The 10,867-nt window shown below is 62.3% G+C and carries 11 protein-coding genes; 6 read left to right on the top strand and 5 right to left on the bottom strand.

Translation table 11 applies throughout. From position 1 onward, the window contains the following. The first annotated feature begins 71 nt into the window (after positions 1-71). From FJ958_RS23595 to FJ958_RS23575, 5 genes are all read left to right on the top strand, one after another. Positions 72-419, top strand: a complete 348-nt coding sequence (locus FJ958_RS23595) for a DUF6867 family protein (protein WP_140697456.1) — start codon at positions 72-74, stop codon at positions 417-419. A gap of 137 nt (positions 420-556) precedes the next feature. Next, entirely contained in the window at positions 557-1,672 is a 1,116-nt protein-coding gene (locus FJ958_RS23590; RefSeq protein WP_140745922.1) for a branched-chain amino acid ABC transporter substrate-binding protein, read from the top strand. 293 nt (positions 1,673-1,965) lie between these two features. Continuing rightward, entirely contained in the window at positions 1,966-5,424 is a 3,459-nt protein-coding gene (gene pyc, locus FJ958_RS23585) for a pyruvate carboxylase (RefSeq protein ID WP_140745920.1), read from the top strand. A gap of 160 nt (positions 5,425-5,584) precedes the next feature. Continuing rightward, complete coding sequence (locus tag FJ958_RS23580; RefSeq protein ID WP_140608373.1) at positions 5,585-5,845, top strand: DUF2312 domain-containing protein; 261 nt, start codon at positions 5,585-5,587, stop codon at positions 5,843-5,845. Positions 5,846-6,015: 170 nt separating this feature from the next. Continuing rightward, entirely contained in the window at positions 6,016-6,471 is a 456-nt protein-coding gene (locus FJ958_RS23575) for a hypothetical protein (RefSeq protein ID WP_140745918.1), read from the top strand. Positions 6,472-6,500: 29 nt separating this feature from the next. On the opposite strand, the gene FJ958_RS23570 is transcribed toward FJ958_RS23575, so the two are convergent. Beyond that, on the bottom strand, positions 6,501-7,007 hold the full coding sequence (locus FJ958_RS23570) for an arsenate reductase ArsC (protein ID WP_140745916.1): 507 nt from the start codon (positions 7,005-7,007) through the stop codon (positions 6,501-6,503). A gap of 173 nt (positions 7,008-7,180) precedes the next feature. Here FJ958_RS23570 and FJ958_RS23565 point away from each other — a divergent pair, with 173 nt between their 5' ends. Continuing rightward, entirely contained in the window at positions 7,181-7,525 is a 345-nt protein-coding gene (locus tag FJ958_RS23565) for a hypothetical protein (RefSeq protein WP_140745914.1), read from the top strand. Positions 7,526-7,595: 70 nt separating this feature from the next. On the opposite strand, the gene msrB is transcribed toward FJ958_RS23565, so the two are convergent. The 4 genes from msrB to FJ958_RS23545 all read right to left on the bottom strand — a co-directional run bounded on the left by msrB (position 7,596) and on the right by FJ958_RS23545 (position 10,794). Further along, positions 7,596-8,000, bottom strand: coding sequence for a peptide-methionine (R)-S-oxide reductase MsrB (gene msrB / locus FJ958_RS23560; protein ID WP_140745912.1), 405 nt, complete (start codon positions 7,998-8,000; stop codon positions 7,596-7,598). 216 nt (positions 8,001-8,216) lie between these two features. Beyond that, positions 8,217-9,407 carry a VWA domain-containing protein gene (locus tag FJ958_RS23555; RefSeq protein WP_140745910.1) on the bottom strand — a complete coding sequence of 397 codons (1,191 nt, stop codon included), beginning with the start codon at positions 9,405-9,407 and terminating at the stop codon, positions 8,217-8,219. A gap of 7 nt (positions 9,408-9,414) precedes the next feature. Then, a complete protein-coding gene (locus tag FJ958_RS23550; RefSeq protein WP_140745908.1) occupies positions 9,415-9,861 on the bottom strand; it encodes a GNAT family N-acetyltransferase in 447 nt (148 codons plus the stop codon). 93 nt (positions 9,862-9,954) lie between these two features. Beyond that, positions 9,955-10,794 (bottom strand): MoxR family ATPase, encoded by an 840-nt coding sequence (locus FJ958_RS23545; protein WP_140745906.1) that lies wholly within the window; start codon positions 10,792-10,794, stop codon positions 9,955-9,957. Positions 10,795-10,867: the final 73 nt, after the last annotated feature.

Below are 10,867 nucleotides of genomic sequence, written 5' to 3'. Positions count from 1 at the left end.
CTGCTCGCCAATCCCGAAGTGCGCGCCGCCTATCTCGAAGGCGGCCACCACTGAGTTCAGGAGTCTCCACCATGCAAGGCATTCTCTACGAGGAACCGTCGATCTGGCAGTTCTTCTTCGTCACCTGCCTGCTCGGCGGCTGGGCGGCCTGGATGACGGGCAAGGCCAGCGCCCAGACATGGCGCAGCTTCATCCAGCTGTTCGCCTATCTGCTGGGGCTCGGCATCGGCATCCGCTTCATCCATCACGCGTTGTTCGACGGCACGATGTTCTCGCTGCATTACTATATCGTCGACACCATCGTGCTGATGATACTGGGCTTCATCGGCTATCAATACACACGAACCAACCAGATGGTGACACAATATAATTGGCTCTACGAAAGAGCTTCAATCTTGAGCTGGAAACCGAAAGGTTGAGGTTCATCATTAACGCCGCCTCAAGGATGAATCGGCGTGACAAGTGCCTGAAAATCGGCAAACTATGCTTTCTGCGATAAGGGTGGGCATCGCATGAAAGCTTCATTCACGCCCACTCCGTTAATGGGAGCGTTTCAATGAAAAAGTCACTATTGTCCGCCGTCGCCCTGACCGCGCTGGTCGCGTTCGGCGGCAACGCGTGGGCTGATGTAATGTTCGGCGTCGCCGGTCCGATCACCGGTCCGAACGCGGCCTTCGGCGCGCAGCTGCAGAAGGGCGCAGAGGCAGCTGTCGCCGAGATCAACGCCAAGGGCGGCATCAACGGCGAGCAGATCAAGCTCGAAGTCGGCGACGACGTCTCGGATCCGAAGCAGGGCATCTCGGTCGCCAACAAGTTCGTCGGCGACGGCGTCAAGTTCGTGATCGGTCACTTCAACTCGGGCGTGTCGATCCCGGCCTCGGAAGTCTACGCCGAAAACAATATCGTCGAAATCACGCCGGCCGCGACCAACCCGAAGTTCACCGAGCGCGGTCTGTGGAACGTGTTCCGCACCTGCGGACGCGACGACCAGCAAGGCAGCATCGCCGGCGCCTATATCGCCGCGAATTTCAAGGATGCCAAAGTCGCTATCGTGCACGACAAGACCCCTTATGGCCAGGGCCTCGCCGATGAAACCAAGAAGGCGATGAACGCCGCTGGCGTCAAGGAAGTCATGTATGAAGGCGTCAATGTCGGCGACAAGGACTTCTCGGCGCTCATCGCCAAGATGAAGGAAGCCGGCGTCACCCTGATCTACTGGGGCGGCCTACATACCGAAGCCGGCCTGATCATCCGCCAGTCCGCGGACCAGGGCCTCAAGGCACCGATGATGTCGGGTGACGGCATCGTGACGGACGAACTCGCCGCGATCGCGGGCGACGCCGTCGCCGGCACGCTCAACACGTTCGGCCCCGACCCGCGCCTGATCCCGGCCAACAAGGAACTCGTCGAGAAGTTCCGCGCGCAGGGCTTCGAGCCGGAAGCCTACACGCTCTACGCCTATGCCGCCGTGCAGGTTGTCGCCGAGGCGGCCGCCGCCGCCAAGACGAACGACCCGCAGGCCGTTGCCAAGGCGATGCATGAGAACGGCCCGTTCCCCACGGTTCTGGGCGATCTCGCCTATGATGCCAAGGGCGACCCCAAGCTGCCGGGCTACATCATGTACGAGTGGAAGAAGAAGGACGACGGGAAGTATTCCTGGTTCCCGAAATAAGCCGCTCAGGCAGGTTTGACATCAGTGATGCCCGGCGCTCCGCGCCGGGCATTTCCTTTGGCGCGTTCCGGCGGCGGATGGCCTTCTTTGCCAATTCCTCCCAGCCGGGAAAGATCGCATCCAGGATCGAAATTGTCGCCATTGTTCCGTCCGTTCGAACGAATGCGTGCGAATGTTGGCCGGATGATCCATTTAAATCGGTTTAGATGAGCGTCGATTTTGTTTGCACTGCAGCATTTTCACGCTAATCATTGCGCCGATTTCTCTTCCCTTCCGTTACTGGAGCCCAGTCCTTGGCAATCACGAAGATCCTCGTCGCCAACCGGTCAGAAATCGCCATCCGCGTCTTTCGCGCGGCCAACGAACTGGGCCTCAAAACCGTGGCGATCTGGGCCGAGGAAGACAAATATTCGTTGCACCGCTTCAAGGCCGACGAAAGCTATCAGGTCGGACGCGGCCCACATCTCAACAAGGACATGGGGCCGATCGAGAGTTATCTGTCGATTGAGGAAGTGATCCGCGTCGCCAGGCTTTCGGGCGCCGATGCCATCCACCCGGGCTACGGGCTTCTGTCCGAAAGCCCTGAATTCGCAGAAGCCTGCGCGCAGGCGGGCATCACCTTCATCGGCCCGAAGCCGGACACGATGCGCCGCCTCGGCAACAAGGTCGCGGCGCGCAATCTCGCCATCGAGGTCGGCGTGCCGGTGATCCCCGCCACCGATCCGCTGCCGGACGACATGGAGGCGGTCAAGAAACTGGCAAAGGAGATCGGCTATCCCGTCATGCTGAAAGCCTCCTGGGGCGGTGGCGGACGCGGCATGCGCGCCATCCGCTCCGAGGCCGATCTTGCCCGTGAGGTCACGGAGGGCAAGCGCGAGGCGAAGGCCGCTTTCGGCAAGGACGAGGTCTATCTCGAAAAGCTGATCGAGCGCGCGCGCCATGTCGAGGTGCAGGTGCTTGGCGACACCCATGGCAATGCCGTGCACCTGTTCGAGCGCGATTGCTCGATCCAGCGCCGCAACCAGAAGGTCGTCGAGCGGGCGCCGGCGCCATACCTTGAAATGTCGCAGCGCGAGGAGCTCTGCGGCCATGCGCTGAAGATCGCGCGCGAGACCAGCTATATCGGCGCCGGCACGGTCGAGTTCCTGCAGGACGCCGATACCGGAAAATTCTATTTCATCGAGGTCAACCCTCGCATCCAGGTCGAGCATACCGTCACCGAGATGGTAACAGGCATCGATATCGTCAAAGCCCAGATACACATCCTCGACGGCTTCGCCATCGGCACGCCGCAATCGGGCGTGCCGGCGCAGCGCGACATAAGGCTGAACGGCCACGCCTTGCAGTGCCGCATCACAACCGAGGATCCCGAGCACAATTTCATTCCGGATTACGGCCGCATCACCGCCTATCGCGGCGCCACCGGCTTCGGCATCCGGCTGGACGGAGGCACCGCCTATTCCGGCGCGGTCATCACCCGCTTCTACGATCCGCTGCTGGAGAAGGTGACGGCATGGGCGCCGACGCCGGCCGAGACCATTGCCCGCATGAACCGCGCCTTGCGCGAGTTCCGTATCCGCGGCGTCGCCACCAACCTCACCTTCCTCGAAGCGATCATCAACCACCCGAGCTTCGCCGACAATTCCTATACGACCAAGTTCATCGACACGACGCCCGAGCTGTTCCAGCAGGTCAAGCGCCAGGATCGCGCGACCAAGCTGCTCAACTATCTAGCCGACGTCAGCGTCAACGGCCATCCCGAGACGCGCGGCCGGCCGATGCCGAAGGCCGATGCGGCCGCACCCGTCGTGCCCTACCTCAACGGCAACGTGCCCGGCGGCAGCAAGCAGAAGCTCGATGTGCTCGGCCCAGAGAAATTCGCGGCCTGGATGCGCGAGCAGAAGGAAGTGCTGGTCACCGACACGACGATGCGTGACGGCCACCAGTCGCTGCTCGCGACCCGCGTGCGCACCCACGACATTGCCGGCATCGCCGGCACCTATGCGCGCGCCCTGCCGCGGCTTCTGTCGCTCGAATGCTGGGGCGGCGCGACCTTCGATGTCGCCATGCGCTTCCTCACCGAGGACCCGTGGGAGCGGCTGTCGCGGGTGCGCGAGGCAGCCCCCAATCTGTTGCTGCAGATGCTGCTGCGCGGTGCCAACGGCGTCGGCTACACCAATTATCCCGACAATGTCGTGCAGCATTTCGTCAAGCAGGCGGCTGCAGGCGGCATCGACCTGTTCCGCGTCTTCGACTGCCTGAACTGGGTCGAAAACATGCGTGTCGCCATGGACTCTGTCGGTGCCGAGGGCAAGCTGATCGAAGCGGCGATGTGCTACACCGGCGACATTCTCGATCCCGCGCGGGCCAAGTACGACCTGAAATATTATGTCGGTCTGGCCAGCGAATTGCAGGCTGCCGGCGCCCATGTCATCGCGGTCAAGGACATGGCCGGACTATTGAAGCCGGCGGCCGCCCGCGTGCTGTTCAAGGCGCTGCGCGAGGCGACCGACCTGCCGATCCATTTCCATACCCACGACACGTCGGGCCTGTCGGCGGCAACGGTTCTGGCTGCGGTGGAGAGCGGCGTCGACGCCATAGACGCGGCGATGGATGCCTTCTCCGGCAACACGTCGCAGCCTTGCCTGGGGTCGATCGTCGAGGCGCTGAAGGGAACCGAGCGCGACCCGGGCCTCGATCCGCAATGGATCCGCAAAATCTCGTTCTACTGGGAAGCGGTGCGCAACCAGTATGCCGCCTTCGAAAGCGACCTGAAAGGGCCGGCTTCGGAAGTCTACCTGCACGAGATGCCGGGCGGGCAATTCACCAATCTCAAGGAGCAGGCGCGCTCGCTCGGGCTGGAGACACGCTGGCACGAGGTGGCGCAGGCCTATCACGACGTCAACCTGATGTTCGGCGACATCGTCAAGGTGACGCCGTCGTCCAAGGTCGTCGGCGATATGGCGCTGATGATGGTCAGCCAGGACCTGACCGTTGCCGATGTCGAGAACCCGGCCAGGGATATCGCCTTCCCGGACTCGGTCGTGTCGATGCTGCGCGGCGATCTTGGCCAGTCGCCCGGCGGCTGGCCCGAGAGACTGCAGAAGAAGGCGCTGAAGGGCGACAAGCCGATCACCGTGCGGCCCGGTTCGCTGTTGAAGCCGGCCAATCTCAAGGCCAGCCGTAAGGAGATCGAGGAGAAACTGGAGCGCAAGCTCTCGGAATACGAGTTCGCTTCGTGGCTGATGTATCCGAAGGTGTTTTCCGACTTCGTCGCCGCGCAGGAAACCTATGGACCGGTCAGCGTGCTGCCGACACCGACCTATTTCTATGGCATGAAATCCGAAGACGAGATCTTCGTCGACATCGAGAAGGGCAAGACGCTTGTGGTGCGGTGCCTGGCCATCGGCGATGTCGATGACAAGGGCATGGTCACCGTGTTCTTCGAACTCAATGGCCAGCCGCGACGTGTGAAGGTGCCAGACCGTGCGCATGGCGCTTCCGCGGCCAAGGCACGCCGCAAGGCAGAGCCCGGCAACGAGGCGCATGTCGGGGCGCCGATGCCGGGCGTGGTTTCGGCGCTCGCGGTCGCCGCCGGCCAGGCAGTGAAGGCCGGCGATGTGCTGCTCTCCATCGAGGCGATGAAGATGGAGACGGCGCTGCATGCCGAACGCGACGGCACGGTCGCCGAGGTGCTGGTCAAGGCCGGTGATCAGATCGATGCGAAGGATCTGCTGATCGCCTTTGTCTGAGGGTTCGCGCAAGCGGTCAGGCTGTCCGCTTCTGGCGGCAGTCTTGATTCGACCGCCGATGACGGCTTGACCCGGTGGCCCTGGTCAGGCATCGAACCGCTGAAATTCGCCGCGGCACGTTTCCCGAGTCGCGGCGCGGGGTCGATTTTTGGAGAAAAACATGGCCGACGATATTACCGAGACCAGCCAGACTGTTGCCGCCGGCCAGCTGCGTGCCTTCATCGAGCGCATCGAGCGGCTCGAGGAAGAAAAGAAGACGATCTCCGACGACATCAAGGAAGTGTTCGCCGAGGCCAAGGGCACCGGCTTCGACACCAAGGCGATGCGCACCATCATCCGCCTGCGCAAGAAGGATCAGGCGGAGCGCCAGGAGGAGGACGCCATCCTCGACCTGTACATGGCCGCGCTCGGCATGGTGTAGGGAGACCGTTTGGAAACTCTACTCCGGCGGCTGCCTGATGGTGTTTTCCGCGCTTCCGTTGCTCACGGACCCAAGTGTCCGCTGCGCTGCGGTTCTCGAAACCACCACCATACGACTCGCCGGAGCGAATTTCGAAACAGTCTCGGCCAGGATGTGCGGGGCTCCCGGCCATGAGTGAGTTCGACTTCGGTGGCCGACGGGCCTCGGAGTTCCGCCATCGCGGCTTCTGGGCGCTGTTCGCCGAGCGTCACCCGGAAGAGAGAGCCCGGCTGGCGCGGCGCGGGCCCTGGTTCTGGCAGCGCGGGCTGCCCGACTTCGCCTTGGTCCTTTCCATGTATGTCGCGCCGGCGCAAAACCATGTCGGAGTGTTCTTCGGCCGCAACGAGAAATTCGGCGCCACGGAAAGCTGGTCGCGGCTGAAACCGTTCCAGCAGGCGATCGAAGACAGGCTGAAGCTCAGGCCGGAGCAGAGTTGCTCGGGCCTCGGCATCAACTCGATGTGGCGGGTCAACTGCCTTGCCGAGGACAACTGGCCGGCAATGGCCGACTGGCTGGTGACGGAATGCTCGCGCGTCGAGCGCGCCGTCATCGAGGTGCTGGGACACGAAGGGTGGCCGCAAATCTGACGACTCCGCTCCGGCGTTGCCACCCAGCTTCAGTCTGGCCGCTGATCGTGGCCAATTTCGTCCAGATGCTGTTGCAGAGCCAGTCGATCGAGCGATCCTATCGGCAGGTTTACGAACAGCGCGATGCGGTTGCTCATCATGCGAAAGGCCTCGGCGAAAGCAAAATGCCGCTCCGCTTCGGTGCCTTCGGCCTTGGCTGGATCAGGCACCGCCCAAAGTGCCGTCATCGGATGGCCGGGCCACACCGGACAGCTTTCATTGGCCGTGCTGTCGCATACCGTGAAGACGAAATTCATCTCCGGTGCGCCGGGTTTGGAAAACTCGTCCCAGCTCTTCGACCTGGCGAAGGACGTGTCGTAGTTGAGGTTCTCCAGCAGCTGCAGCGTACGAGGGTTGACGGTTCCCTTTGGCCGAGAGCCGGCGGAATAAGCCTTGAAGCGGCCGGCGCCGAGACGATTGAGAATGGCCTCGCCCATGATCGACCGGGCCGAGTTGGCGTTGCAGAGAAAGAGAACATTGTAGACATGGTCGCCCATTGCGAACTCCTCCGTGTTTGCGCTGCAAATGACAGAACATGATGAGCGTCACAGTTCTGTGATCGTACACGCTTTGACGGCAGATTTCTGCATTGTCCGCGCCGAATTCGTGGCGTCCTGCCATCGACACGCGCCCGAAACCATCGGCGCTGCACTTAAGCGAGGCTCGATTGATGAACGACTTTGATCCATCGGGCGCGGTGCACGGAGAGATCGGCGACAAAACCGGTTTCTTCCGGTCGCGCTGGCGCGGCACCGTGCCGCTCGACCGCTTGTTCTGGCGCGACATGGTCTTCGTAGCCACCACTATCAGCATCGCGTCATCGGTGGCGGCACTCGTCCTGCTCAGCCTGAAGCTGCCGCTTGTCCTGGTGCTGGCGGTGCATTTCGCGCCGGTGCCTTACAACATCTTCCTGACATGGGCCGTATGGCGGACGGCCGAGAAAGTAGGCGGTGCCAAGGCTACGCTCGTCATGCTGGGATCGACGCTCTGGCTGATCGCGACAGTCGTCGTCTGACGCGGGCTGCCTGCCTATGAAAAAGGGCGGCCGGAGCCGCCCTTCGCAGGAAGTGTCGATCGGGCCCTGTTCAGGACGCCGGCTCGAATTTCAGCGCCACGCCGTTGATGCAGTAGCGCAGGCCGGTCGGCGGCGGGCCATCCTCGAAGACATGGCCGAGATGGCTGCCGCAACGGGCGCAGTGGCATTCGGTGCGCACCATGCCGTAGCTGCGGTCGACGGTGGTCTCGACCGAGCCCGGAACAGGGTCGTTGAAGCTCGGCCAGCCCGTGCCGCTCTCGAACTTCAACTTGGATTCAAACAGCGGCTGGTCGCAGCCGGCACAGGAAAAGGTGCCGGCGCGCTTCTCGTAGAGCAGGGCGCAGCTTCCCGGCCGCTCGGTGCCGTGGCCGCGCATGACCGCATATTGCTCCGGCGTCAGCCGGGCGCGCCATTCGGCATCGGTGCGGGTGACGGGGTAGGTGTGAGTGTCCATTTGATCTCCTCAGCCTTGGCGGCTCGTTCTTTGTTGCAAGCCATATTCGCACAAACATAGGCATTTGTTACAGCGATATTCAGGTGAGGCCGGCCTGCAAATGGCGGCGTCCTCCGCTTCCGGTGCTCACGTACCTCAAGTACGTTCCGCTCCGGTTCTCGAACGACACCATTTTCGACTCGGCCTGACCTGAATCTCAGCCGCTCAGCCGGCAGATCAATGTTTCCTCGAAAGCTGCCTCGTCGCGGCCTCAAGCCCGGCCAGCGTCAGCGGGAACATGCGACCGCCGAAGATATCGCGGATCATGGCGATGGAATGGGTGTAGCCCCAGTTCTTTTCGGTCTCCGGATTGAGCCAAACCGCGTTCGGCCATTGCCGCAAGAGGCGGCCGAGCCAGACGGCGCCGGCCTCCGGATTCCAGTGCTCCACCGAACCGCCGGGGTGCGCGATCTCGTATGGGCTCATCGAGGCATCGCCGACGACGATCACCTTGTAGTCCGGCCCGTATTTATGGATCAGGTCGAAGGTAGGGATCGTCTCGGCATGGCGGCGTCGGTTGTCCTTCCACACGCCCTCGTAGAGGCAATTGTGGAAGTAGAAATATTCGAGCTGGCGGAATTCGGCACGCGCGGCCGAAAACAGCTCTTCGACGCTCTTGATATGATCATCCATGGAGCCGCCGACATCGAAGAACATCAGCAGCTTCACCGCGTTGCGGCGCTCGGGCCGCGTCTTCACATCGAGATAGCCGTGCTCGGCGGTGGCATGGAGGGTACCGGGCAGGTCGAATTCTTCATCAGCACCCTCGCGAACCCAGCGGCGCAGCCGCTTCAAGGCGATCTTGATGTTGCGGGTGCCAAGCTCGACCGCATCGTCGAAATTGCGGAACTCGCGCTTGTCCCACACCTTCACGGCACGCCGGTTGCGGCTTTCGTGCTGGCCGATGCGCACGCCTTCGGGATTGTAGCCATAGGCGCCGAACGGTGAGGTGCCGCCGGTGCCGATCCATTTCGAGCCGCCCTGATGACGCCCCTTCTGTTCCTCGAGCCGCTGCTTCAGCGTCTCCATCAGCCTGTCGAAACCGCCAAGCGCTGCGACCAGTTTTTTCTCTTCCTCGGTCAGATGCTTTTCGGCGAGGCGGCGCAGCCATTCCTCGGGAATGTCGGCGACATCGATGGCATCCGGGCCGCCCAATGCCTCGACGCCCTTGAAGACATGCGCAAACACCTGGTCGAAGCGGTCGATGTGGCGCTCATCCTTCACCAGCGCGGCGCGGGCAAGGTAATAAAAACCCTCGACGTCATAGTCGACCAACCCGGCTTCCAGTCCCTCCAGCAGCGACAGATATTCCCTGAGCGAAACGGGAACGCGCGCTGCCTTCAGTTCGAGGAAGAAGGGGATGAACATTGGTTATCTATAGCAGATCATACTCGATGAAACCGGTGCGGCGCGCGACACGGTCGTAGAGCTTGCGCGCTGTGGCGTTGGTCTCATGCGTCATCCAGTAGACGTTCTTGACGCCGATCTTGCCGGCCTCCTGCTTCACGGCTTCGATCAGGGCCGCCCCTATGCCCTTGCCGCGCACATCCGGGTCGGCGAACAGATCCTGCAGATAGCAGTTGTTTTTCTCCGACCAGCCGGAGCGGTGGTAGAGATAGTGGGTGAGGCCGACGGCTTTGCCGTCGAGCGTGGCGATAAAACCCTTCGGCTCGAATTCGCCTTCCGTGAACAGCCGTCTCCAGGTGACGGCGTAGACTTCTTCCGGCAGCTTCGTCTCATAGAAGGTGAGATAGTCGGTCCACAGGCGACGCCAGTCGGCGTGGTCGGATTGCGCGAGCGGCCGGACGATGATTTCAGACATTTCTGGTTCCCTTCGATGCTTCGGTCCGAAGCTGCGTCAATGGCCGGTCGCCGGCAACGGTCCACAGCGTGGGAAAGCGCTGTTGCTGGCAGCCTAGCCCTGCCGTCTCGCCATGAAGGCAACGCGCTCGAACAGATGCACGTCCTGCTCGTTCTTGAGCAGCGCGCCGTGCAGTTTCGGCAGGGCATTCTTCGGGTCGGCGCGCAGATCCTCGGGCGCGATGTCGTCGGCGACCAGAAGCCGGATCCAGTCCAGCGCCTCGGAGGTCGACGGCTTCTTCTTCAGCCCAGGCACGTCGCGGATTTCATAGAACTGGGTGAGCGCCGCGCGCACCAGGTTCTGCTTGATGCCGGGATAGTGCACGTCGACGATTCTGTGCAGCGTTTCGAGGTCGGGAAAGCGGATGTAGTGGAAGAAGCAGCGGCGCAGGAAGGCGTCCGGCAGTTCCTTCTCGTTGTTGGAGGTGATGATGACAATGGGGCGGACAGCGGCGCGGATGGTCTCGCCGGTCTCGTAGACGAAGAACTCCATCCGATCGAGTTCCTGCAGCAGGTCGTTGGGAAACTCGATGTCGGCCTTGTCGATCTCGTCGATCAAAAGCACGACCTTCTTGCCGGCGGCAAAAGCCTCCCAAAGCTTGCCGCGCTTGATGTAGTTCTTGATGTCGTTGAACCTGCTATCGCCGAGCTGGCTGTCGCGCAAGCGTGAGACCGCGTCATATTCGTAGAGGCCTTGCTGCGCCCTGGTGGTCGATTTGATGTGCCATTCGATGAGCTCCAGCCCAAGGGCCGCCGCAACCTGGCGAGCAAGTTCCGTCTTGCCGGTGCCGGGCTCGCCCTTGACCAGCAAGGGTCGCTCCAGCGCGATCGCCGCGTTCACCGCCACCATCAGGTCCTTGTCGGCGACATAGGTCGCCGTGCCTTCGAAACGCATTTTTGCTCCTTGGTTCGTTCCGGGCGACCGTAAGGAGGCGGCCCGGTTGGCGCAAGGGAGGCAGGTGATGGCG

The sequence above is a fragment of the Mesorhizobium sp. B2-3-5 genome, assembly GCF_006442395.1.
In the GTDB taxonomy this organism is placed as follows: domain Bacteria; phylum Pseudomonadota; class Alphaproteobacteria; order Rhizobiales; family Rhizobiaceae; genus Mesorhizobium.
Note: the sequence above shows the minus strand (reverse complement) of the source record. Positions and strands in the feature narration are given on the sequence as shown.

Excerpts from the sequence above, each read along its gene's own strand:
- FJ958_RS23595 (WP_140697456.1), top strand. The coding sequence starts at position 72 with ATGCAAGGCATTCTCTACGAGGAACCGTCGATCTGGCAGTTCTTCTTC.
- FJ958_RS23590 (WP_140745922.1), top strand. The coding sequence starts at position 557 with ATGAAAAAGTCACTATTGTCCGCCGTCGCCCTGACCGCGCTGGTCGCG.
- FJ958_RS23580 (WP_140608373.1), top strand. The coding sequence starts at position 5,585 with ATGGCCGACGATATTACCGAGACCAGCCAGACTGTTGCCGCCGGCCAG.
- FJ958_RS23575 (WP_140745918.1), top strand. The coding sequence starts at position 6,016 with ATGAGTGAGTTCGACTTCGGTGGCCGACGGGCCTCGGAGTTCCGCCAT.
- FJ958_RS23570 (WP_140745916.1), bottom strand. The coding sequence starts at position 7,007 with ATGGGCGACCATGTCTACAATGTTCTCTTTCTCTGCAACGCCAACTCG.
- FJ958_RS23565 (WP_140745914.1), top strand. The coding sequence starts at position 7,181 with ATGAACGACTTTGATCCATCGGGCGCGGTGCACGGAGAGATCGGCGAC.
- msrB (WP_140745912.1), bottom strand. The coding sequence starts at position 8,000 with ATGGACACTCACACCTACCCCGTCACCCGCACCGATGCCGAATGGCGC.
- FJ958_RS23555 (WP_140745910.1), bottom strand. The coding sequence starts at position 9,407 with ATGTTCATCCCCTTCTTCCTCGAACTGAAGGCAGCGCGCGTTCCCGTT.
- FJ958_RS23550 (WP_140745908.1), bottom strand. The coding sequence starts at position 9,861 with ATGTCTGAAATCATCGTCCGGCCGCTCGCGCAATCCGACCACGCCGAC.
- FJ958_RS23545 (WP_140745906.1), bottom strand. The coding sequence starts at position 10,794 with ATGCGTTTCGAAGGCACGGCGACCTATGTCGCCGACAAGGACCTGATG.